Origin of the sequence: Exiguobacterium sp. Leaf196 (assembly GCF_001423965.1) — a bacterium.
GTDB lineage: Bacteria > Bacillota > Bacilli > Exiguobacteriales > Exiguobacteriaceae > Exiguobacterium_A.
Map to the genome: position 1 here is coordinate 346370 of NZ_LMPV01000006.1, position 21467 is coordinate 367836.

Genomic DNA, 21467 nt, shown 5'->3' on the forward strand with positions numbered 1-21467 from the left:
GTTATATTAATGGAGGCGTCATATACATGGATAAGATTGCTTGGATTACCGACAGCATGGCTTTTTTCGAGCCAGGAGAGGCTGAAAAAATCGGAGTCCATGTGATACCGACATTACTCATCTTGAACGGGGAGTCTTACCGGGAGTATGTCGATATCTCGATTGAACAATTGAATCAAAAAATGCAGGACGATTCGAAAATTTCACCTACGACTTCGCAACCGTCTTTTGGTGACTTCGTAACTCTATATGAACAGTTACTCGAAGACGGTTATGATTACGGATATGCGATTCACATCACGAGTGGCTTAAGTGGTACCTACTCCAGTTCGGTCGCTGCAGCTGAGGCTGTCGGTTTCCCGCTGTATGCGATTGATTCATACACGGGTGCTGCCAATCAACAAGAACTTGTCCGGATCGCACAGCGACTAGTAGCTTCTGGTAAAGATCCAAAGGAAGTCATGTCGACACTTGAAACGTTTAAACACAAATCGCATTTTTATCTGATTATTGGAAATATGGAGACGATGCGACGTAGTGGTCGAGTTTCAGGAAGTCAATTTTTATTAGCGAACATGCTCAACATCAAGCCGATCGTTCAATTTAATGAAGAAGGACAGCTTGTTCCTTTCAAGAAGGTACGCTCGATCAAAAAAGCATTTAAGGAAATGGTAACCGAGATCACTTCTAAAATGACAGCACAAGGAGTCTACGATCGAACACTATATATCGGTCATACGCTCGCTCATACTGCTGCTGAAGAATTGAAACGTTTGATTGTAACGGAACATCCTGAAATCAACGTTCGTATCACGCAATTCGGTCCTTCCATCTTGGCACATGCTGGTGCTGAGACGGTCGGCGTGTTCTGGTTCGACGACATTTCTCTACCTACAACTTGATACCTAACATTAAAAAATAAAGAACCGGACGGTCTTAAAAAGACCGTCCGGTTCTTTATTTTGTTTCGTATTTACGAAATAATTCTTCTAGCAACATCGCTTCGTCCAACGTACGATGAATCGGTTCGTGCGGAAGTGCGATTTGATTCGATAATGTGTCGGAAGGATATACATCAAACGACACTTGTTCCATCTCAATAAGATACTCAAGGATAGAATCAAGGGAGCTTTCCTTTTTAAATTGACGAAGCCAGTTTTCATATCGACGATCTACTTTTCCTTCTTTCAGCAATATCTCTCCACTAGCAATGATTGCCCATTTAGGCGGCGCATCGATTTGGAAAAGTTCCAACTGCTGATATTCTTCCATCGTTCGTTTCGTCACCGGAATGACACCGTTGATTGAGACCAATCGTTTTAATCTAAGATGCGCTCGCATCGTCATGAATCGCGGTCGTCCGGCGACTCGCTCAACAAGCAAGGTCGGTTTATCAATAGAACGCATCGTTTCTTCATCAAATAATAAACTATGATCTACATCTAATACTAGCATTAAGACACTCCTTTTTTTCTGCGGGAGACGATGAATGCATAGGAGCTACATAAAAGAATCGCTGCAAAACAATAACCACCGATGACGTCTGAAAAATAATGAACGTTTAAAATGATGCGGGAAGCTCCCATGGCAAGAAATAACCCAATCGTCAACACCGATACGATTACTTTGCCAGTCGTTTTTAAATGCCGGAAAGCGACGACAAGAAATCCTACATATACAGCGAATGCCATCGCGGAATGACCACTTGGAAAACTATAGCCAACACCACCAACTAACTCATTCAATGAAGGACGTTCTCGTACGAAGGCAAATTTGACGACTTGATTCAACGCTCCTACAGAGATTGCCATCAATACATACCAAATACTTGCGATACGATCTCGCCATAAGACATAACTCACTACTCCAAGTAACACCGTCATTGTCATCGCCCCAGGACCAGAGCCTAGTTGAGTGAACCAAGAGACATAGTCCCCTGGAACATGTTGAGACATGTACGACGATAATTGAGCGTCAAATAAAAAATAGCCCGTCATTCGAATCGAGACGGCGATGATCACGAACAAGACGACAGCGATGGATGCACCCACCCACGCCGCTCTTGCCCCCCGCATTAGTATGTCCCCTTACGTTCTTCTAATTCTTCTGCTGAATAATCTTCCTTATCCCGCAAACGATGCGCCAAACGCCCTGATGCATTTGCTGCGATGGCTGCAACGATATCGTCCATGAACGTATTGACTTTTCCGTCTCCGAGCTTCGTATCCAGTTCTTTGATGATCCCAACCTTCGCCTTATCCAAATATCCGAATGTCGTAACAGCGATAGAACCGTACGTATTGACAGCACCAATCGCGATCGTTTCATCTACGCCAAATAATCCTTCATCGCTTTGGATGATGGACAAGAGTGGTTCTGATAATAATCCTTTTTCAGCAAGAATATCTAATTCTGCCCCGACAAGGATCGCATGTTGTAATTCACGCTTTTCAAGAACTCGTTCAACCGAACTGACACATGTTTCTACTGTCAGATCCACTGTGTATGGTGCTTGCATTTGGTAAACGATCTCAGCAATCGCATGAATCGTCACCCCGCGTTCATGTAACTTGTCAATTGCTGCTTGTTTGACCTCTTTTGAATGTGTTTTCTTCATGACTGTATCCACCTCTCCAACAAAGTACTTCATTAGTATACACGGATTCTAAAGCTCCTCTCAAACTTCTTTGACATCGACGCCAGAATCCGTCATGATTATTTTGTAAAGCGTTATCATTTCAGGGGAAAGTAGGGGATTTTCGATGAACATCGGGGTTGTATTGTTTCCATCGAAACGCGTTCAAGATTTTGCCAATTCATACCGAAAGAGATATGACTCGAAGTATTCACTGATCACACCGCACATCACGTTACGAGAGCGGATGGGAGTCGATGAGACAGAATTAGATCACATCGTGACAGAGTTAAATCGAATCGCGTCTGAAACGAAACCGGTCAATCTGCACATCCAAGGAGCACGGTCGTTCCATCCGACGAACAATGTCTTGTTCCTTAAAGTAATGCCATCGGATGAGTTAGAACAATTACATCGCGCCTTGCATACAGGACCACTCGCACATAATCCGAAATACGATTTCTTGCCACATATCACGATTGGTCAAGAACTGTCGGATGTCGAATTGTTCGATGTACTAGAACGTCTCAAGATGGAAGATATCCGTTTCCAAGAAGATGTCACGAAAATGGCTTTATTGTATGAACTGGAAAATGGAGCTTGGAGTGTCTACGAGACATTCCGCTTTACAGGTCAATGAATGATTAAACTTCCCGGTCGAAGCTTCGACCGGGAAGTTTTAGTTCTGGTAACACTCCATATGCATTCGCCTGTTCTTCTAAAAAATCTTGCGTTTCATGTTCTCGATAAGGATCGACTGGGCGTATCGGTTGAACCCTTGCGACCGGTTCAGTTTTCAGTTGTGGGTCGACTCGTACTTGACGATTCACATATTGTACGACCGTAAAATCGATTGCGTTCATCCTCTGCACTTCCTCTCCCCTTCTAATTCTAACGTTGTTTATAATTGACACTTCCCCGATTAAGCACAAAAAAAACCAAGCTCCCCTCCTAAGGGAAGCCCGGTTCACTAAATCACCTATTACAGAATGTGGAATCCACTATCGACGTGAAGGATTTCTCCTGTTACACCACTCGACATTTGCGAAAGTAAGAATAATCCACTCTGACCGATTTGTTCCGTCGTAACGTTACGGTGAAGTGGCGCGCGTTCTTCGATGCTATCAAGGATTGAGTTGAAATCGCCAACACCTTTTGCTGAAACTGTCCGGATCGGACCAGCAGAGATCGCATTGACACGAACACCTTGCTGTCCGTATTCAGCAGCGAGATAACGAACGCTAGCATCTAATGCTGCTTTCGCAACACCCATGACGTTGTAGTTCGGAACCATCTTCTCACCACCAAGGTACGTCAATGTGATGACAGATGCGTCTTCTGTAAAGAAGTCTTTCGCTGCCTTGACGACTGCCGTCAGACTGTAGGCAGAGATATCAAGTGCTTGCGCGAACTGTTCACGTGTCACACCAGAAAATTCACCACGAAGTGCTTCTTTATCCGCGAATGCGATTGAGTGAGCGATTCCTGAAATCTTACCGTGATCCGCATGGATCGTCTGGAAGACCTGTTCGATTTCTTCATCACTCGTGACATCACACGTATAATAAGAAGCCGGACGTGATAATTCCTGTCCTAATTTTTCAAGTGGTGCTTTGAAACGTTCCCCGACATATGTAAATGCGAGGCTTGCTCCAGCAGCGTCGAGTGCACGTGCGATGCCCCATGCAATCGAACGTTGGTTGATGACGCCCATGACGACGTACGTCTTGCCTTCGAGTGAAGGATAAATATTCATGATAAAGTCCCCCTTGAATTAGTACCTGGTAATAAAACCTATCTTCAGGTTACAAAAACGTAACGCTTCTGTCAACCATCGCTCTTGATATTGCGGATTTGATAAATTACGGTAATATATAAAGTGATAGAAAGTAGGGATGAAATGAATCGATTCAAATCATTTACACAACGTTATGATCATACGTTGTTGTTTTTACTCGCCTGTCTGATGGTCATCAGCGTCATCGCCATCTACACGGCCCAACCTTCGCTTAAAGGCGCCATCAGTGCCATCAACTTCTCCGCCAAACAAATTCAGTGGTATGTCATCGGTTTCATGGCGTTATCCGTCGTCATTTTCATCGATTATGAACAGTTGAAGCGATTCCACTGGTTTTTATACGGAGCTGGTATCCTGTCATTGATTGGTCTTGTTGTTCTTCGAAACACTCCAGTCGTTACTGAAATCAAAGGGGCATACGGGTGGTATCAATTCCCGGTCATTGGTACAGTTCAACCGGCTGAGTTCATGAAATTCTTTTTGATTGTTTCGCTGGCAGCTGTCATCACCGAGCACAATGCCCGTTATGTTCAACACGAACGCGACTTCTTATTGCTCGTTAAAATGGTTGCTGTCACGGCTTTGCCACTTGGTCTCATTATCATCCAACCCGATTTAGGGATCGGTTTGATCTTATGTGTCATTCTTGCATGTGCCATGTTGTTATCTGGACTGAACTGGAAATGGCTCTTGACGATGTTTGCCCTGTTCGCAGGTTCTGTCATCATCTTCTTTTACCTGTTTTATTTCCACAACGACTTACTCGCAACGTTTTTTCCAGGTCACGCGATGAACCGGATCATGGCTTGGTTGCAACCTTTTGAATATGCGGATGATCTCTCGTATCAGCTCGTCCAAGCAATCAATGCAACAGGTTCTGGTCAAATGTTTGGGGTTGGATACGGAAAACTGCAGGTATTCGTTCCGGAACTGCATACGGACTTCATCTTTACGACGATTGCCTCCCACTATGGTTTCATCGGGGCTGCCATCGTATTGATCGTCTTATTCCTATTCGTCTATCGCTTAATTCAAATTGCTCTTGAGACGGCAGATCCATTTGGTACCTATATCGTGACAGGGTATGTCGCCATGTTCACGTTCCAAATCTTCCAGAACATCGGAATGACGATCGGTGTCTTACCGATCACAGGTCTTCCCCTACCATTCATCAGTTATGGTGGATCAACGATGATCGTAAACCTCGTCGGTCTAGGATTAATTATGGCAATCGCTTCTCAGTCTCGGATTTCCATGTTTGATGAAGATTAATCGCATACGAGAAAAGGCAGTGGATTAACTCCACTGCCTTTTCTCGTATGTCCATTATTCTAATCGAAGATCTTCGGGAAGCGGCGCTTCAAATCGGACACGTTCTCCTGTCGCAGGGTGAAGGAACGTCGCTGATGCGCTATGGAGTGCTTGACGCGGGAGCAATGGTTCACCCTGATACATCGTATCTCCAATCAAAGGATGTCCTAAAAAGGCAAGATGGACACGAATTTGGTGCGTCCGTCCCGTCTCTAGTCGAATATTTAGTAAGGAAAACTCTCGATCCAAGGCTTGGACCCGTCGACTATTTAAAATATGCGTAATGGCCCGTTGACCATCCGGTCGTACCATTCGTTCCATGAAGGAATGATCGGTTTGACCGATTGGTTGATTAATCGTTTGTACCGGCACATGTCCGGGTGCATAGGCTAAATAATGCCGCTCTAATTCGTTCGATCGTTGCATGAGACTCATCCGGTGGTGGGCAAGTCCGTGTTTTGCGAATAAGACGAGACCACTCGTGTCTCGATCGAGTCGATTGACGATATGGATCGCATACGGAATTCCTTGTTTTCGATAATAACCAAGAACATAATTCGACAATGAGTGTTCCGGATGCAATCGTGACGGAATCGATGCCATCCCTGGTGGTTTATTGACGACGAGTAACCAATCATCTTCAAACAAAATATCGAGTTCCCCTTCTGTCGCTACCATGTCCGGTGCTGGTGTTTCTTCCGGGAAGAAGACGTGGACACGGTCACCCGCGCACAAGACGTCGTGGACGTTGACATGATGACCGTTCCGCGTGATATCTCCATGATTTTTGATTGATACTAACATTTTTCGTGAGATACCTAGACGGGTCGTACAAAAATGACTGACGCGCCAGCCATCCTCGATATCAGTAACCGTCTGTTGTAGCTGAAATCCATTCATGTTTCCATTTCCTTTACATACTGCGTCAACGTCTTTCGTCTGCTAGGAAAGATTCCCGCACCCGTTGCCAAAACGGGAAAGAACGAAAACGAGCAAATTTCACTTTTTTATCTGATACCCGACACCGGATCGATGTCACATTTTGATGGACAATCGAAGCATAGTGGTCATAGGTCATCTGAAAATCAATCGGATTGACGGGACGAATTTCGACATCATGATGTTTCGGTAACAACATCGGTGAGCCGATCGTCCGGTAAACACGATTATTGATCGAAGCCATTTCTGTGATTTGGATCGCTTCGAGTGCCGGGTGGACGATCGCACCGCCGAGTGCTTTATTGTACGCTGTCGAACCAGAGGGTGTCGATACACATAACCCGTCACCTCGAAACGTTTCGAAATAGTCGCCTCGAATCGATAAATCGCAGACGAGTGTTTGATTGAAACTTTTGATCGTACACTCGTTCAAAGCAAGCAGTTGATTATGCGAGCCATCCGCATAGTCAATTGATAGTTCAAGCAGCGGGTATTCGACCGTCGCTAAATCCTGCTTCGCGATATGATCAATCAACTCATCCATCTCTTCAGGACGCCAATCCGCATAAAAACCAAGGTGCCCTGTATGAATCCCTACAAGGGTAATCGTCTCTACTTGATCGAGATACGAATGGAACGCTTGTAACATTGTCCCGTCCCCCCCGATTGAAACGACGATTTCCGGTTGACTGACATCAAGCACACATCCCCGCTCCGTCAACGCCTGCTCGAGTTGTTGTTTTAGCGCATGAGAACGCTCATCATCACGAGCCGTGATTGCAAAACGCATGGTCATCCCCCTACTCTTTTAATCGTTCCGACGCCTTAGCGTCGCGTTGAAAGACGAGTTGCGCGTCTTGAATTTCTACTTTCAATTGACTCATCTCCGCGTCAAGCAAAAATGCCGCTTCTGCCGCACGCCGCAGGCGCTCCCGTGTTTCTTCCGGAATGTTCCCTTGGTACTTGTAATTTAACGAGTGTTCGATCGTCGCCCAAAAGTTCATCGCAAGCGTACGAATTTGAATCTCGACTAATGTCGGTACTTCACCTTCGATCGTCTGTACTGGATAAGCAATGATGACATGATACGATCGATAACCACTATCCTTCTTTTGAGTGATGTAGTTACGTTCCTCGACGATTTTAAAATCACCGCGCGAACGTAATAGTTCAAGAACATGAATGATATCATCGACGAATTGACACATGATGCGTAATCCGGCAATATCCTGCATATCTTGTTCCAATGATTCACGCGCAATTGCTTTTCGTTCTGCTTTTTGAAGAATGCTTTTTACAGGTTTGACCCGTCCTGTGACAAATTCAATCGGTGAATGCTCTCCCCGTTGCTGAAATTGTTTACGAATCGCTTTTAGCTTTACTTTCAACTCATCGACCGCGATTTGATACGGCGCAAGAAATAAATCCCAATTTTCTTTTGTCATCTGATTTGTCACCACTTTTAATCGAATAGTATTGGTTCAGTGCCTGTTCCTACCTCATTCATGTTATCATATTTTCAGACATTCAACTAGAAAGGCGTGATTCCGATTAGACAAGAATTGGAAATCGAATTCAAGAACTTATTGTCTGAACAAGAATATCTATCGTTATTTACCCATTATGCGTCAACTAAACAACCCATTTGGCAAGCAAATGATTATTTTGATACGCCTGATTTCGAACTTCGAAAAAAAGGTGCTGCCTTACGGATACGTGAAAAAAAACAAGGACTCGTCCTTACTTTAAAACAACCTCATGAAAATGGATTGCTTGAAACACATGTCACACTATCAGCAAGTGAAGCGGAAGATCTATTCAAATACGGTCTGATTCACTCCGAAGAGATGAATCACCAGTTGTCGTCTTTTGACTTGCAAGGTTCGTTGGAACATTTAGGACGTTTAGAAACCGAACGCATCGAGACGGTACTTCCAGAAGGCTTACTCGTCCTTGATAAAAGTCGCTATCTCGGACATACCGATTATGAGTTAGAGTTTGAGGTCAGCAACTTCGAACAAGGGCAAAAGGATTTCGAGCGAATTCTTTCAGAACACGACATTCCACAGCGCAAAACAAAAAATAAAATCGTTCGCTTCATGGAACGTAAAGCGCTTTCTTGATTTTTCGTGTAAGAATGAACAAGCAAAACCTTTGCTCTTTCTTTTTTTTCGTTGCTAAAATAGGGTAACGATAACAACAGGAAGGGGTGAACGGATGGAACACGCACAATGTAACGGATCTTATTGTTCATTGGACGAACCATCGATTCAACAACCGACGAAACCTCTGGAAATCTATCATTTTCTAGATGTGACACAAACGGATGGTTTACGGTTGATACCCGTTCTCAAGAAGTTAGAACTAGAATATGGTCATCTGTTCCGTCTTCGGACGATTGCAACGATTCCATGTGCTCCATCACGATCCGCATGTGACATGTCACCACTCGTCATTCTAAAAGCAATTGAGCTTCAAGGAAAAACGTTTGGTATGCGATTCATGCGACGCCTTCGAATGCTTCATAACGTCGAAGGAGAAAGTGCTTATAGTCGGCCATCATTGATGCGGTTAGCCGAAGCATTGACAGAGTATGGTTTGGATTTAGATGAATTCCACCGTGATGTCTCGTCGGATACGATTCAGCAAATGCTCGAGAAAGAGACTGAACTGGTCACGGAATGGGATGTCCGAATTCTTCCGACACTCGCTTTCGTTGGAGATGAGGAAGCCATTAAGGCAGAAGGTCCTTATGAGTATTTGGTCTATGTATCGATCTTAAGTGAACTGCTAGATCATACGATTGAAAAACAACCGAAGCCACCACTTGAACAATTCTTGAGACGGTATGAAACAGCAACTACGGCTGAAATCGCCTTTATTTATGACGCTCCTGAATCCCAGATTGAACACGAACTAAAAAAACTGGTCTTACAACAGAAATGTGCTTCTCTATCGTACTGTGATGGAAAAGTATGGCGTCATTTAAAAGATTCAGCACATGCTTAATACAAAAAGGACAGTGGAGCAAGCTTCACTGTCCTTTTTTGGTATTCACTCATAGAAAAAGAAGAAGTCCTTCATGACGAGAAGGACTTCTTCTTTTGACCATTGGATGGGGGAAAAAGAGAATCGACTGGGGAATGTGACCCTCTTCACAATATAAGTATACCGTGAGTCTTTTTTCTTTTCCACACTTTGTTCACTTTGTCACAAAGATGTCACTCTGCTAATAAAGCTTCGAATTCATCTAGGACACGTTCAAATTGACGAAGTGCTGCTTCAACTGGTGCTTTTGTTGTCATATCAACACCAGCAGCTTTTAGTACTTCGATTGGATAATCGCTTGATCCCGCTTTTAAGAAATTATTGATGTAACGTTCTACAGCCGGTTGTCCTTCTTCTAGGATTTGATCCGTCAAAGCAGCAGCAGCCGAAATGCCTGTTGCATACTGATAGACATAGTAATTGTAATAGAAGTGTGGAATCCGAGCCCACTCCAAACCAATCTCTTCATCTAATACAATCTCTTCTCCGAAGTATTTTTGATTCAAGGCATAATACGTTGACGTCAAGAATTCTGGTGTCAACGATTGTCCAAGACGCGCCGCATCATGAATCGCATGTTCGAACTCAGCGAACATCGTTTGTCGGAACAATGTACCGCGGAATGTTTCAAGTTGATTGTTTAATAGATAAAGTTTTTCTTTACGATCCGTCACTTTCTTCAATAGATAGTCGTTTAACAACGCTTCATTTGTCGTTGAAGCGACTTCAGCGACGAAGATTGAATAATCGCCATATGGATATGGTTGAGATTTCCGCGTGTAGTAGCTATGAACCGAATGTCCGAATTCATGTGCGAGCGTAAAGAGATTATTGATGTTATCTTGCCAGTTCATCAAAATGAATGGTTGTGTATCGTAAGCACCAGAAGAGTATGCTCCACTCCGTTTACCACGCGTTTCCCGGACATCAACCCAGCGCTCAGACAACCCTTCTTCGAGAATATGTTTATATTCTGCTCCAAGCGGCGCGAGCCCTTCGACCATCAATTGTTTCGCTTCTTCATAAGAGACCTTCATCTCGACCTCAGAAACGAGGGGGGTATACATATCGTACATGTGTAACTCATCAAGACCGAGGACCCGTTTACGTAAGGCAACATAGCGATGAAGCAATGGTAAGTGCTCATGTACCGCTTCAACCAACCCATCATAAACGGATTCAGGGATTGCATTACCATGTAAGGCTGCCGCGCGTGCCGAAGGGAACTTCCGAACATCTGCATAGAAGTTGTCTTTCTTAACTGACCCAGCAAGAGTTGAGGCGAGCGTATTCGTGTATTTCGCATACGTTCCGTACATCGCTTTAAATGCGGCTTCACGCACCGAACGATCAGATGATTCAAGGAATGTGATGAAACGACCATGTGTCAATTCTGTCTCTTCCCCGTCTTCCCCCTTAATTTTCGGGAATGTCAAATCTGCATTATTCAGCATACCGAATGTCGTACCGGATTGACCGAGAACTTCTCCCGCCTTCGCTAGAATCGCTTCTTCCGCTTCCGTCAACACATGCTCGCGTTCTTGGTTCAACTCATCAAATGCATGACGGTACATCGCAAGGTCTGCATTCTCATTAAGATACGCTTCTATCGTTGTTTCAGGTACAGCTAACAATTCCGGTGTCATGAAAGCAAGTGTGGCTCCGATTTGTGACGCAAGCGTCCGAGCACGGTCGTTCATGGCTTGATAGAAGCTATCCGCTGTATTTTCGTCGTAACGCATGTGCGCGTATGTATAGAGCTTATAAAGACGTCTTGAGACTTCGTCTCGTAACTGTAACCCTTCATAGAGTGTGTCCGCACTTTGTCCAAGACGACCCTTATACTCGACGAGTAATGGAAGCATCGCTTTCACCGATTCAAATTCTTCTTCCCACGCTTCGTTTGATGCATAAATCGATTCTAGATTCCAAGTTTCTGAAACGTCAACATCTTGACGTGTTAATACTTCTGCCATTTCCCTCACTCCTTTAATTCAGTTATACCTGTTTTCTTTTCGACAAACAATCGAATTGCTCCTGCTAAAACAGCCGATTCGCCTCCTCGATCCGCTCTAACCATTCCGTGATAAGTAAATCGATTATCGGTCGTTCAAACGGGATATCCAATCGATGAAGTAAATGAAAGACGGCCTGTTCTAAAGCAGTAGAGGAATAAACCCCTTTTAACCGCAAAAAGACTGCCATTTGAAACTCAAAAGGATGAACGGGATACGATAATAAGTGACTGATCGGAAGAAAGACCGATGACGGCAGATTCAGAAGATGAAACCCTGCCTCATATAATGGAAGTTTAAGCATTCGTGGAGGTAACGAAGGATAAAAAGGACGATGTCGATAGCGCAAGACGATTCCTTGCCATCGAGCCATTGAAAATTTCCGAGGAAATGACGGAAGTTCCGTCGAAAGGAAGTCGGATAATGAAAGGGATTGAACGGTACAATAGACATAATGTTTCGCAAAAGGGAGCGGATGTCGAAACCGTCGGATTTGATTGTCAACAATCAAGTCCAAATACTCATTTTCTAAGAAGGCTTGACGCATCCATCCTTGTAAACGAAATGTGACACCATGTGACGGATGAAACCCAATCCAACGAACCGTTTGTCCTTGTTTCGCATCAAGTCTTGCTCGTCTAATCCATTCATCTGCCGACATCGGAGAACGCTGAATTTCAATCCCAATCTCTTTTTCCGGAATCCACAGGTCGAAGCGTCGCTGTCCAATCGTCCATTCGGTCTCGACGCGAACGCCTGCATTCATCAACGAATCTGCAATTCGTCGTTTCCAAGATACATGTAAGCTACTTTCTCCTGAACATGCTGAGATATGTGCAAAATGTGGTCGTCGTCCCTGCCTGACGCGCAATGGCTTCAGACAATACGGACAACGTAAGGACATCGCTTTTAATTCATGGACAGAAAACCTATGAATCAGAATGCGTTTACCTGACCCATCAATGGCTTCAAACATCAGCATCGTCCCCTTTTGCTAGAGTAGCGGTGAGAATAAGCGTGAAATTGATTCAACTAAACGGCGGCGTAATGGACGACGATGAAACAAATCAGCATCAACTTGTGTAGACTGGCTAAAATCCTCATAAAAATCACGTGTTAATTGATGAACCGAATTTGTTCCATATAAAAAAGCATTTACCTCGAAATTCAAATGAAAACTCCGTAAATCCATATTTGCTGTTCCAATCGTTGCGATGGCGTCATCCACGACGATGACTTTCGAATGCATGAATCCTTTGTTATACTCATAGATTTTCACACCAGCCTGGAGTAAATCATCAAAGTAAGAGCGACTCGCATAAAATACGATTTTATGATCCGGAAAGCTTGGCAGAAGAATACGAACATCAATTCCAGACATAGCGGCTGTCTTTAGTGCTGTCATCAAATCTTCATCTGGTATTAAATATGGAGATGCAATGTAAACAGATTCACGCGCTTCTGTGATGAGTCCGAAGTAAAGTGACTTCATTGCCTCATGTGGCTCATCAGGTCCACTGGCAATGATTTGAACGCCTCCCGTTGCTTCATCGACATATTCCAGTGGTTCCATATAAAACGGTGTAAACAGGCGTTCCCCCGTCATATAGTACCAGTCTTGGAGGAAAATCAATTGAAGTTCAGAAACAGCTTCTCCGCGTACAAGAAGATGCGTATCACGCCAAAATCCAAAATGCTGATCGCGACCGATATACTCGTCCCCAACGTTAATTCCACCCGTAAAAGCAACTGTTCCATCAATGACAACGATCTTCCGATGATTTCGGTAGTTGGACTTACTCGAAATGAACGGTAATACGACAGGGAAGAATGCCCGAACTTCAACACCTGCCTCCTGCATCTTCTTGAAATAATGCTTATCTGTCGAAAAACACCCGACGGCATCATAAAGAAAACGGACTTCAATTCCTTGTTGTGCCTTTTCAATCAATACTTCCTGTAACTGCAATGCGAGCTCGTCATCCCGTACGATATAGTATTCCAAATGGATATGATGTTGTGCTTGACGAATCTCTTCTAAAAGAATCGGAAATTTCTCCTGACCATTCGTCAAAATTCTTGTATGTGTATTATACGAAATCGGAAGTCGACTGATCGAATCGATAAGTGTGACAACTTTTCCATAATGTCCTTCTTGGAACACTGATTGGTGTACTGCTGTTTTAAACTGGGTACGGTATTTAATATAAGACTCTTCATCAAGCATTGCTTTCAATCGAAACATTCGTTTCCGGCGGTAGTTCTGACCAAACGTAAAATAAACAAACACGCCGACAACAGGTAGTGCCATCATGACAAGTGCCCAGACGAGTGTTCGTTCTGGGTTACGATTTTCAAGCAAAATGATGACGAACACGCTCATGACGACCAAAATGATGACGATGGACAGCCAGCCTACCATATAGACGCTCCAATAGTAGGATAAAAAGGCGATTAAACCGATGGTCAAGATGAGGGTCATGAGAAGTTGTACACGTCGTAGCATGAATCCCCCTCCTTTTATGTATGTTGTAAAAATTGTAGTTAAGAACTCATGACAGAAAGGAAGCGTTTAAATGGGTACGTATATCATTACTGGTGCAACAAGTGGAATCGGAGAAGCAACTGCCCTCCAACTGATTCGAGAAGGTCATACCATTCTTGCCATTGGTCGTAATCAAGACAAAGGAGCTTCTCTTGAATCTAGCGGAGAAGGACGTTTATATTTCTTCCCTGTCGACTTGACTGATTCCTCTGCCATCGACAGGTTCTTTGAAGAAACACTCGAAGATTTTCCAGAAATCGACGGGATTTTTAATAATGCAGGGACATTTGGAAAACCCGTCGCACCCGAGAGAATCTCCGATCAACAAAAAGAAGTGTTCCAAGTGAATTATCATGCCCCTGAACGAATCATCCAGCTCGCGACGAAACGTTTCTCAAAAGGTGCCTCTATCGTCAATAATAGCGCGATCGTCGGTCACGTCAAGTTTCCCGCCATGCTCTTACCCTATGCATCGTCTAAGAGCGCTTTATTGACACTGACAAAGACATACGCTGCCCGCTTCCATGGCAAGTATCGTTTTAATGCCATTTGTCCGGGACCGGTCGACACATCATTGAGCCACGCATTATATGGCGGGAAAGATAAGTTTGATCTTGCGATGAAGCATCATCTTCGTGGCGAACCTGCACAACCTTCTGAAATCGCAGAGGTCGTTTGTTTCTTACTCTCGAATAAAGCGAGTTACATCAATGGGCAAGCCCTTATCGTAGACGGTGGTTATACCCTCACTTAATGTCAGAATAAAAGGAGGTATCACGATTCGTGATCCTCCTTTTACTCGCACTTTTAGTTCCTTTAATTCGGAAAGTATTTCCGAATAAAGGCAAAGACGTCTGAAGCAATGATTTGTTTTCCATATTCAGCGACAGGATGAATCGTTTGTTCGCTGAAATGAAGATATTCGGCAATTAAACTCATGACATTTTCTTGTGCTTCTACATTCACATCATCTTCGAAATGAACATGTAGTAGATAGAGTCCATCCTTTTGGTAAAGCGCTGTTTCAAGTTCTGCGAAGACAGGAGCATTCGCATATTGACTAAGCGCAATGATATGCTCGAAATCATGAGTTTCGAATAAGACATCCTGGCTTAATTCTGTATCTTTATCTTCTGTCTCAGACATCGCTGATCGTAAAAGTGAATCGAGTTCGTCTTCATCGACTTGCTCACCATCGACTGCATTTTTTGCGATCGTTACAGTGACTTCAAGACCTTTTTCAAAAGCTTGCACTTGTATCCATAGTGGACCTTCGAAGGAGATGGACTCTTTTTCATTCGCTTCGTCCATCATCTGCCAGAATAACTGTTCTCCCCGTTCCCGATTATACCAAATCTCATCTCGGGCAAAACCACGGCGTTCGATGTCAGTATAAGTGATGAAGAACTTGACCGTATTGTCATTGACGCGTTCGATTTTCAATCTGTCCACTCCTTTCTTCTCGTTCCTTATCTAGAATACGAACGAGGACATGACTTGGATTCACACTTTCGAATCCGAAGGATATATTTCTATTCCTTTGTTGTCTTTATTTTAACCTTTTTTATCGGTAACAAAAAGCACACTGCTCACGAAGCAGCGTGCTTTTTAAAATTACTCGTTTACAAGACGCTGTGCTTCCAAAAGTTGGAATGTACGCACCTTGCGTGGTAAGAATCGACGGATTTCATCCTCGTTATATCCTACTTGAAGACGTTTTTCGTCAATCAAAATCGGACGACGCAATAATCCAGGATATTCTTGAATTAAATCGTATAGGTGCTGCAACGATAAGTTTTCAACGGAAACATCGAGTTTCGAGAAGACTTTTGAACGCGTTGAGATAATCTCGTCCGTTCCATCTTCCGTCATTCGAAGAATCTGTTTGATTTCATCGAGCGATAATGGTTCTGAAAAAATATTACGTTCTACGAACGGGATTTCATGTTCTTCAAGCCACGCGCGTGCTTTCCGACAAGAAGTACAACTTGGTGAAGTATAGAGTGTTACCATTGAAAAACATCCTCCCCCTGATTTAACATCATTTAACACCTAAGTGAATACATAGATATCGATGATGGTTCTATTACTTGACAGTTTACATCTAATAAAGCAGAAAACCTAGCTTTTTTATAAAGATGAAAGAACTTTTCGTAAAAAAGCTTGTTAAAGCCACCACGTGGCTTTAACAAGCTGGCGTGTGATCAAATGGCTGAGAAATCGTTTCTTTTGCTTTAGGAAGTTTCATTTCTTTTAGTTTTTTCTCTAAAATATCCCGCAAAAGGCGCTTCTTCAGCTTTTTCTTTTTGTCACGTTCTTTCATATTCCGACACCCCAATCGGTCCGAAACAGAACTAACAACCTACGAAAGCAAAATAATCATCTTCTACATTAGTAATTATACCACGTATATCAAAAATCTATTCCTACTTTAAGCAATTAAATATGTGAGATTGTCGATTAAGTAATGAAAAATAGTTGCAATTTCTTTCAATTTTCTGTAGAGTGTATAGAAATATCAACGCTCAGGAAGGAGTTTTTCATTCATGTCATTAACACTCGTCACTATTCTCGATCATCCGATCGCTCAAAAATATTTATCCCGTTCTGGCTTGAATCATGCGATTTCAGTAGCTGAACGCGCACTGACGCTCGCTACGAAGCGAGGTTTAGATGCGGATACAGCTACGAAAGCTGCACTCCTCCATGACATCGGGCATTACGAATGGTATACCGATGGCACTTGGAACTATGATCTCTATCGTCAAAATGATATTCATGCCATTAAAGGGGCTGAACGCGCTCATAAACTTTTGATTCGCCTTGGTGAAGAACCAGCTCGTGCCAAAGAAATCGCACTTGCCGTTCTCTTGCATACGGATTCGTATCTTCCACCTGGTGCAATCAACCGGACACCACTTCAACAACTTGTGCACGATGCGGATACGCTGGAAGAACAACCAGGCGGACTACATCACTATGAAAAAATCGATTTTGATGAAGCCATGCGCCGTCTTGATGCGATTGATTCTGTCGTTCATCGCTTCGCGCATCTTCCACGAATTGCATCAGAAAATTAAAAGGCATTTCCACGATCAACGTGGAAATGCCTTTTGTTTTAAACAATTATACGAGTTGCGCTTGATATGCTTCCAGTTCTGCATCCGTCATCGAAACAAAATGACCTGGTTCGATTTCACGAAGTGGTGGAATGCTTGAATCTTCATCTGATTTACCAACAGGTCCACTCGTCGGACGATCATAAACGATCCGCTTACGCGTACGCTCGTGCTCTGGATCCGGAAGAGGAATCGCAGACAAGAGCGATTTCGTATAAGCATGGACCGGATTCTCATATAAGCGATCCGCACTACATAGTTCAACGAGGTGACCTTGGTACATAACACCGATACGATCCGAGATATATTTTACCATCGATAAGTCGTGGGCGATGAACAAGTAAGTCAAACTACGATCACGTTGCAGTTTTTTCATCAAGTTGACGACCTGCGCTTGAATCGATACGTCAAGTGCCGAGATTGGCTCATCCGCGATGATGAAGTCCGGTTCTACAGCAAGCGCACGCGCGATTCCAATCCGTTGACGCTGACCACCCGAGAACTCGTGTGGGTAACGGCTCGCATGTTCTTTCGTCAAACCAACTGTTTCGAGTAAATCGTACACACGGTTATTCCGCTCGTCTTTCGACTTTGCTAGACCATGAATATCAATTCCCTCAGCGATGATATCACCGACTGTCATCCGTGGGTTAAGTGACGCATAAGGGTCTTGGAAAATCATTTGCATCGCACGGTTGAACTTCAGTTTATCTTTACGCGACTTTTTACCATGAACGTTTTCACCTTTGAACATGACTTCGCCGTCTGTCGCCTCATACAATCCGATGATTGAGCGACCAGTCGTTGATTTACCACAACCCGATTCACCTACAAGACCAAGTACTTCGCCTTCATAGATATCGAATGATAAACCATCAACCGCTTTAACGACACGTCCGCGTCCAATGTTGAAGTGTTGCTTCAAGTTTTTTACTTCAAGTAATTTATTACGGTTTTCCATTATTTCAGACCGCCTTTCAGAAGCGATTTCGCGAATACGCTATCTGGGCGGTATTTCAACGCCAGATCCCGAATTGCAAGTGGTGGCTCAACATACGGTGCTTGTGGGTGGAGCAACCATGTCGCCGCTTCGTGAGTATCTGTAATTTTGAAGAAAGGAGGTTCTTTTTCAAAATCAATCTTCATTGCATATTTATTTCGTGGTGCAAACGCGTCACCGACTGGTGGATGAAGTAAGTTAGGTGGTGTTCCTGGAATCGCCGGTAAATCTTGTGAACGGTCATCCGATGGACGTGGCATTGAACCAAGGAGTCCCCAAGTATATGGATGACGTGGCTCGTAGAAAATCTCATCGACTGTACCCTTCTCAATTAATTTACCTGCATACATGACCGCTACACGATCGGCCATATTCGCTACGACACCTAAATCGTGCGTGATAAAGATGATCGCTGTACCCGTTTTTTGTTGAATGTCTTTCAACAACTCGAGGATTTGCGCTTGAATCGTAACATCGAGTGCTGTCGTCGGCTCATCGGCAATCAAGACTTTCGGATTACAAGCAAGTGCGATTGCGATGACGATCCGTTGACGCATCCCACCAGACAATTGGTGTGGATATTGTTTCAGACGTGCTTCTGGGTTTGGAATCCCTACAAGCGTCAGTAATTCAAGCGTACGTTTTTTAGCAGCATCACCTGTCAATCCTTGGTGACGTTTTAAACCTTCGGCAATCTGTTTGTAGATCGTCATTGTCGGGTTAAGTGATGTCATTGGATCTTGGAAGATCATTGCGATATCACGACCGCGTACTTTTTGCATTTCTTTATCGGAAAGCTTAACCAAATCGCGACCTTCGAATAAGATCTCACCTTTTGTGATTTCACCTGGCGGATTTGGAATCAGACGCATGATGGCTTTTGAAGTAACCGATTTACCAGAACCGGACTCACCAACGATTGCGAGTGTTTCACCTTTTTTTAAATCGAACGATACTCCGCGGACGGCTTGAACCGTCCCGGCGTACGTATGGAAAGCGACATTCAGGTCGCGGACTGACAAGATTGTTTCCATTTTGGATGAGCTCCTCTCTAATCTAATATTTGTTAGCGACGTAGACGTGGATCGAACGCATCACGTAATCCATCTGCCAACATGTTGAAGCTGATCATGAGGAGTACGAGCACTGTCGATGGAACGACGAGCAAGAAAGGAAACGTCTTAAGTTCTTTGTACCCTTCATTGATCAGTGTACCAAGCGACGGTTGCGGTGGTGCAAGCCCAAGACCGATGAAGCTTAGGAAAGCTTCGAAGAAGATTGCCCCAGGAATCGTGAACATGAGCGAGATGATGATTGTACCCAAGGTATTTGGAATCAAATGTTTGAAGACTAAACGTGCGCTAGAAGCACCAAGTGTACGTGCTGCGAGAACGAATTCTTGGTTCTTTAGTTTCAGGATCTGACCACGAACGAGTCGACTCATCCCGATCCAACCAGTAATCGTCATCGCGAGGATGATCGTCGTGATTCCTGGTTCAAGAATCAAGATGAAGAGGATGATCAGGATTAAGTTCGGTACCCCTGTCAGGATTTCCGCGATCCGTTGCATGATATTATCGACGCGACCGCCGTAATAAGCTGAAATACCACCGTATGTGACACCGACGAGAACGTCAATAAGCGCTGCCATCAAACCGATGAAGAGTGAAATTTTAGTCCCTTCCCAGACACGTGACCAAAGATCACGACCAAGGTGGTCCGTACCAAACCAATAATTTTCTTTTACTTGTTTTTGTTTATAAAAATCGATTGGTGTCTCACCAAGTGTTGCCATACCATCAAAGCCAGCCCACTCTAATCCTGTTACTTTAGGTGGAAGTTTAGCTTGAGTGATTGTTTGGGTATAAGCATCTTTACCAGAGATTGCAGGACCCGCTAATGACATGATGGCAATCACGATGATCAAGACAAGAGAAATGATCGCTGCTTTGTTTTTACGCAAGCGCATCCAAGCATCCTGCCAAAAGTTTAAGCTTTTACCGGCAATTCGTTCACCGGCTTGTTCATTGAACTCAACTTGTTGAAACAATGATGAATCGAACTGTTCCGCTTTTGCATTTGAATTTTGTTCAGCCATTATTTACTACCCCCCAAACGAATCCGTGGATCAACGACACCGTATAGCAAGTCGACGATTAAAATCATGAGAATGAAGATTGCCGAGAAGAACAGCGTCGTACCCATGATAACTGTATAGTCATTTTGTGTGATTGACGATACGAACAACTCACCAAGCCCAGGTACAGCAAAGATTTTTTCGATGACAAATGTACCTGTGATCAATGCAGCAGTCATAGGTCCAAGAATCGTAATAGCAGGAATCAATGCATTCCGAACCATGTGTTTCCAAGTGATTGATTGACCATCTAGGCCTTTTGCTTTAGCTAACGTGACGTAATCCTGACCTGTAACCTCAAGCATTTCCGTCCTTACGAATCGGGCAATCGAGGCGGTGACCCCAAGAGACAACGAAATCGTTGGTAGAATCGTATGCGCCGGACTTTCCCAGAACGCTACTGGCAAAGCGCCCCATTTCACGCCGACATAATACTGAAGGAGTGAGGCGAATACGAAAGATGGTACTGAAATCCCGAGAACCGAGATGAACATTGCTCCGTAGTCGACAACTGTGTTGTGACGAAGTGCAGCAACTACACCAAGTACGAGACCTAAGAGTACACCAAGTACGAGTGCTTGAACTCCAAGTTGAGCCGATGGTCCAATTCGTTCAGAAATTAAATCTGTAACTGGACGGCTGTCATATTTGAACGATACACCAAGGTCTCCTTGGAATAAGTTAACCATGTACGCTGCATAGCGTTGTGGTAGTGGATCATTCAAATTGTACTTATCCCGAAGGATATTCAACTGTTCAGGAGAAAGTTTCTCCTGGTTCTGGAATGGTGAACCTGGTAGCAGATCCATCAGGAAGAAAGTGAACGAAGCGATGAGTAAAAACGTCAGTACGCCGTAAACCAGGCGTTGAGCTAAATAACGGCCCATAAGATGGCACCCCCTATAAAGATTTTCTGTTTT

25 protein-coding genes are annotated in these 21467 nt (G+C 43.8%); 7 read left to right on the forward strand and 18 right to left on the reverse strand.

All coding sequences use genetic code 11. The features are described 5' to 3' along the window. Positions 1 to 26 precede the first annotated feature (26 nt). Positions 27 to 902 carry a DegV family protein gene (locus ASG02_RS07975; RefSeq protein ID WP_056062408.1) on the forward strand — a complete coding sequence of 292 codons (876 nt, stop codon included), beginning with the start codon at positions 27 to 29 and terminating at the stop codon, positions 900 to 902. A 55-nt stretch (positions 903 to 957) separates the two neighbouring features. Here ASG02_RS07975 and ASG02_RS07980 read toward each other — a convergent pair whose 3' ends face one another. Genes ASG02_RS07980 through ASG02_RS07990 form a run of 3 tightly spaced genes read right to left on the reverse strand, consistent with a single transcriptional unit; the run spans position 958 to position 2617 of the window. Next, complete coding sequence (locus tag ASG02_RS07980; RefSeq protein ID WP_035406643.1) at positions 958 to 1455, reverse strand: hypothetical protein; 498 nt, start codon at positions 1453 to 1455, stop codon at positions 958 to 960. Continuing rightward, positions 1455 to 2075, reverse strand: a complete 621-nt coding sequence (locus ASG02_RS07985) for a phosphatase PAP2 family protein (RefSeq protein WP_052018989.1) — start codon at positions 2073 to 2075, stop codon at positions 1455 to 1457. Before ASG02_RS07985 ends, ASG02_RS07980 begins: the two co-directional genes overlap by 1 nt. Continuing rightward, positions 2075 to 2617 (reverse strand): phosphatidylglycerophosphatase A, encoded by a 543-nt coding sequence (locus tag ASG02_RS07990; protein ID WP_035406640.1) that lies wholly within the window; start codon positions 2615 to 2617, stop codon positions 2075 to 2077. Before ASG02_RS07990 ends, ASG02_RS07985 begins: the two co-directional genes overlap by 1 nt. Positions 2618 to 2762: 145 nt before the next feature. Here ASG02_RS07990 and ASG02_RS07995 point away from each other — a divergent pair, with 145 nt between their 5' ends. After that, complete coding sequence (locus tag ASG02_RS07995; protein WP_056062411.1) at positions 2763 to 3275, forward strand: YjcG family protein; 513 nt, start codon at positions 2763 to 2765, stop codon at positions 3273 to 3275. A 4-nt stretch (positions 3276 to 3279) separates the two neighbouring features. Here the strand turns inward: ASG02_RS07995 and ASG02_RS08000 are convergent, their stop codons facing one another. Beyond that, the gene (locus tag ASG02_RS08000) at positions 3280 to 3498 is read right to left on the reverse strand and encodes a hypothetical protein (RefSeq protein ID WP_035406634.1); all 219 of its coding nucleotides are present in this window, start codon (positions 3496 to 3498) and stop codon (positions 3280 to 3282) included. A 119-nt stretch (positions 3499 to 3617) separates the two neighbouring features. Then, the gene (gene fabI / locus ASG02_RS08005; protein WP_029342212.1) at positions 3618 to 4391 is read right to left on the reverse strand and encodes an enoyl-ACP reductase FabI; all 774 of its coding nucleotides are present in this window, start codon (positions 4389 to 4391) and stop codon (positions 3618 to 3620) included. A 144-nt stretch (positions 4392 to 4535) separates the two neighbouring features. On the opposite strand from fabI, the gene ASG02_RS08010 reads away from it, so the two are divergent. Beyond that, the gene (locus ASG02_RS08010; protein WP_056062414.1) at positions 4536 to 5705 is read left to right on the forward strand and encodes an FtsW/RodA/SpoVE family cell cycle protein; all 1170 of its coding nucleotides are present in this window, start codon (positions 4536 to 4538) and stop codon (positions 5703 to 5705) included. A gap of 54 nt (positions 5706 to 5759) precedes the next feature. Here the strand turns inward: ASG02_RS08010 and ASG02_RS08015 are convergent, their stop codons facing one another. The 3 genes from ASG02_RS08015 to ASG02_RS08025 are packed head-to-tail and all read right to left on the reverse strand — an operon-like array spanning position 5760 to position 8128. Then, complete coding sequence (locus ASG02_RS08015; RefSeq protein WP_056062417.1) at positions 5760 to 6644, reverse strand: RluA family pseudouridine synthase; 885 nt, start codon at positions 6642 to 6644, stop codon at positions 5760 to 5762. 25 nt (positions 6645 to 6669) lie between these two features. Then, positions 6670 to 7473 carry an NAD kinase gene (locus tag ASG02_RS08020; protein WP_056062419.1) on the reverse strand — a complete coding sequence of 268 codons (804 nt, stop codon included), beginning with the start codon at positions 7471 to 7473 and terminating at the stop codon, positions 6670 to 6672. 10 nt (positions 7474 to 7483) lie between these two features. Beyond that, complete coding sequence (locus tag ASG02_RS08025; RefSeq protein ID WP_035396676.1) at positions 7484 to 8128, reverse strand: GTP pyrophosphokinase family protein; 645 nt, start codon at positions 8126 to 8128, stop codon at positions 7484 to 7486. Between the two features lie 96 nt (positions 8129 to 8224). Between ASG02_RS08025 and ASG02_RS08030 the strand changes: the two genes are divergently transcribed. Beyond that, positions 8225 to 8806, forward strand: a complete 582-nt coding sequence (locus tag ASG02_RS08030) for a CYTH domain-containing protein (RefSeq protein ID WP_231496835.1) — start codon at positions 8225 to 8227, stop codon at positions 8804 to 8806. Positions 8807 to 8900: 94 nt separating this feature from the next. After that, positions 8901 to 9692 (forward strand): DsbA family protein, encoded by a 792-nt coding sequence (locus ASG02_RS08035; protein ID WP_050677567.1) that lies wholly within the window; start codon positions 8901 to 8903, stop codon positions 9690 to 9692. Between the two features lie 212 nt (positions 9693 to 9904). Here the strand turns inward: ASG02_RS08035 and pepF are convergent, their stop codons facing one another. From pepF to cls, 3 genes are all read right to left on the reverse strand, one after another. Further along, entirely contained in the window at positions 9905 to 11707 is a 1803-nt protein-coding gene (gene pepF / locus ASG02_RS08040; RefSeq protein ID WP_035406619.1) for an oligoendopeptidase F, read from the reverse strand. Positions 11708 to 11771: 64 nt separating this feature from the next. Further along, complete coding sequence (locus ASG02_RS08045) at positions 11772 to 12722, reverse strand: competence protein CoiA family protein (protein WP_056062423.1); 951 nt, start codon at positions 12720 to 12722, stop codon at positions 11772 to 11774. A gap of 18 nt (positions 12723 to 12740) precedes the next feature. Further along, positions 12741 to 14252: a cardiolipin synthase gene (gene cls / locus ASG02_RS08050; protein WP_056062426.1), complete on the reverse strand. Its 1512-nt coding sequence runs from the start codon at positions 14250 to 14252 to the stop codon at positions 12741 to 12743. Between the two features lie 70 nt (positions 14253 to 14322). Between cls and ASG02_RS08055 the strand changes: the two genes are divergently transcribed. Further along, positions 14323 to 15045, forward strand: a complete 723-nt coding sequence (locus ASG02_RS08055; RefSeq protein WP_035406611.1) for an SDR family NAD(P)-dependent oxidoreductase — start codon at positions 14323 to 14325, stop codon at positions 15043 to 15045. A gap of 62 nt (positions 15046 to 15107) precedes the next feature. Here ASG02_RS08055 and mecA read toward each other — a convergent pair whose 3' ends face one another. From mecA to ASG02_RS15705, 3 genes are all read right to left on the reverse strand, one after another. Beyond that, the gene (mecA, locus tag ASG02_RS08060) at positions 15108 to 15734 is read right to left on the reverse strand and encodes an adaptor protein MecA (RefSeq protein ID WP_035406608.1); all 627 of its coding nucleotides are present in this window, start codon (positions 15732 to 15734) and stop codon (positions 15108 to 15110) included. A gap of 171 nt (positions 15735 to 15905) precedes the next feature. Then, the gene (gene spxA, locus ASG02_RS08065; protein ID WP_012370920.1) at positions 15906 to 16304 is read right to left on the reverse strand and encodes a transcriptional regulator SpxA; all 399 of its coding nucleotides are present in this window, start codon (positions 16302 to 16304) and stop codon (positions 15906 to 15908) included. 172 nt (positions 16305 to 16476) lie between these two features. Continuing rightward, entirely contained in the window at positions 16477 to 16614 is a 138-nt protein-coding gene (locus ASG02_RS15705; protein ID WP_023468890.1) for a hypothetical protein, read from the reverse strand. A gap of 223 nt (positions 16615 to 16837) precedes the next feature. Here ASG02_RS15705 and ASG02_RS08070 point away from each other — a divergent pair, with 223 nt between their 5' ends. Next, positions 16838 to 17371 (forward strand): HD domain-containing protein, encoded by a 534-nt coding sequence (locus ASG02_RS08070; protein WP_035406605.1) that lies wholly within the window; start codon positions 16838 to 16840, stop codon positions 17369 to 17371. Between the two features lie 46 nt (positions 17372 to 17417). On the opposite strand, the gene ASG02_RS08075 is transcribed toward ASG02_RS08070, so the two are convergent. The 4 genes from ASG02_RS08075 to opp3b are packed head-to-tail and all read right to left on the reverse strand — an operon-like array spanning position 17418 to position 21434. Then, positions 17418 to 18371 (reverse strand): ABC transporter ATP-binding protein, encoded by a 954-nt coding sequence (locus ASG02_RS08075; RefSeq protein WP_035406602.1) that lies wholly within the window; start codon positions 18369 to 18371, stop codon positions 17418 to 17420. Continuing rightward, positions 18371 to 19444, reverse strand: coding sequence for an ABC transporter ATP-binding protein (locus ASG02_RS08080; RefSeq protein ID WP_035406599.1), 1074 nt, complete (start codon positions 19442 to 19444; stop codon positions 18371 to 18373). The genes ASG02_RS08075 and ASG02_RS08080 overlap by 1 nt, the downstream gene beginning before the upstream one ends. 32 nt (positions 19445 to 19476) lie before the next feature. Then, positions 19477 to 20508 (reverse strand): oligopeptide ABC transporter permease, encoded by a 1032-nt coding sequence (gene opp3C / locus ASG02_RS08085; protein ID WP_035406596.1) that lies wholly within the window; start codon positions 20506 to 20508, stop codon positions 19477 to 19479. Further along, positions 20508 to 21434 (reverse strand): oligopeptide ABC transporter permease, encoded by a 927-nt coding sequence (gene opp3b, locus ASG02_RS08090; protein ID WP_035406592.1) that lies wholly within the window; start codon positions 21432 to 21434, stop codon positions 20508 to 20510. Before opp3b ends, opp3C begins: the two co-directional genes overlap by 1 nt. Between the last annotated feature and the right edge of the window lie 33 nt (positions 21435 to 21467).

Excerpts from the sequence above, each read along its gene's own strand:
- ASG02_RS07975 (WP_056062408.1), top strand. The coding sequence starts at position 27 with ATGGATAAGATTGCTTGGATTACCGACAGCATGGCTTTTTTCGAGCCA.
- ASG02_RS07980 (WP_035406643.1), bottom strand. The coding sequence starts at position 1,455 with ATGCTAGTATTAGATGTAGATCATAGTTTATTATTTGATGAAGAAACG.
- ASG02_RS07985 (WP_052018989.1), bottom strand. The coding sequence starts at position 2,075 with ATGCGGGGGGCAAGAGCGGCGTGGGTGGGTGCATCCATCGCTGTCGTC.
- ASG02_RS07990 (WP_035406640.1), bottom strand. The coding sequence starts at position 2,617 with ATGAAGAAAACACATTCAAAAGAGGTCAAACAAGCAGCAATTGACAAG.
- ASG02_RS07995 (WP_056062411.1), top strand. The coding sequence starts at position 2,763 with ATGAACATCGGGGTTGTATTGTTTCCATCGAAACGCGTTCAAGATTTT.
- ASG02_RS08000 (WP_035406634.1), bottom strand. The coding sequence starts at position 3,498 with ATGAACGCAATCGATTTTACGGTCGTACAATATGTGAATCGTCAAGTA.
- fabI (WP_029342212.1), bottom strand. The coding sequence starts at position 4,391 with ATGAATATTTATCCTTCACTCGAAGGCAAGACGTACGTCGTCATGGGC.
- ASG02_RS08010 (WP_056062414.1), top strand. The coding sequence starts at position 4,536 with ATGAATCGATTCAAATCATTTACACAACGTTATGATCATACGTTGTTG.
- ASG02_RS08015 (WP_056062417.1), bottom strand. The coding sequence starts at position 6,644 with ATGAATGGATTTCAGCTACAACAGACGGTTACTGATATCGAGGATGGC.
- ASG02_RS08020 (WP_056062419.1), bottom strand. The coding sequence starts at position 7,473 with ATGCGTTTTGCAATCACGGCTCGTGATGATGAGCGTTCTCATGCGCTA.
- ASG02_RS08025 (WP_035396676.1), bottom strand. The coding sequence starts at position 8,128 with ATGACAAAAGAAAATTGGGATTTATTTCTTGCGCCGTATCAAATCGCG.
- ASG02_RS08035 (WP_050677567.1), top strand. The coding sequence starts at position 8,901 with ATGGAACACGCACAATGTAACGGATCTTATTGTTCATTGGACGAACCA.
- pepF (WP_035406619.1), bottom strand. The coding sequence starts at position 11,707 with ATGGCAGAAGTATTAACACGTCAAGATGTTGACGTTTCAGAAACTTGG.
- ASG02_RS08045 (WP_056062423.1), bottom strand. The coding sequence starts at position 12,722 with ATGTTTGAAGCCATTGATGGGTCAGGTAAACGCATTCTGATTCATAGG.
- cls (WP_056062426.1), bottom strand. The coding sequence starts at position 14,252 with ATGCTACGACGTGTACAACTTCTCATGACCCTCATCTTGACCATCGGT.
- ASG02_RS08055 (WP_035406611.1), top strand. The coding sequence starts at position 14,323 with ATGGGTACGTATATCATTACTGGTGCAACAAGTGGAATCGGAGAAGCA.
- spxA (WP_012370920.1), bottom strand. The coding sequence starts at position 16,304 with ATGGTAACACTCTATACTTCACCAAGTTGTACTTCTTGTCGGAAAGCA.
- ASG02_RS15705 (WP_023468890.1), bottom strand. The coding sequence starts at position 16,614 with ATGAAAGAACGTGACAAAAAGAAAAAGCTGAAGAAGCGCCTTTTGCGG.
- ASG02_RS08070 (WP_035406605.1), top strand. The coding sequence starts at position 16,838 with ATGTCATTAACACTCGTCACTATTCTCGATCATCCGATCGCTCAAAAA.
- ASG02_RS08075 (WP_035406602.1), bottom strand. The coding sequence starts at position 18,371 with ATGGAAAACCGTAATAAATTACTTGAAGTAAAAAACTTGAAGCAACAC.
- ASG02_RS08080 (WP_035406599.1), bottom strand. The coding sequence starts at position 19,444 with ATGGAAACAATCTTGTCAGTCCGCGACCTGAATGTCGCTTTCCATACG.
- opp3C (WP_035406596.1), bottom strand. The coding sequence starts at position 20,508 with ATGGCTGAACAAAATTCAAATGCAAAAGCGGAACAGTTCGATTCATCA.
- opp3b (WP_035406592.1), bottom strand. The coding sequence starts at position 21,434 with ATGGGCCGTTATTTAGCTCAACGCCTGGTTTACGGCGTACTGACGTTT.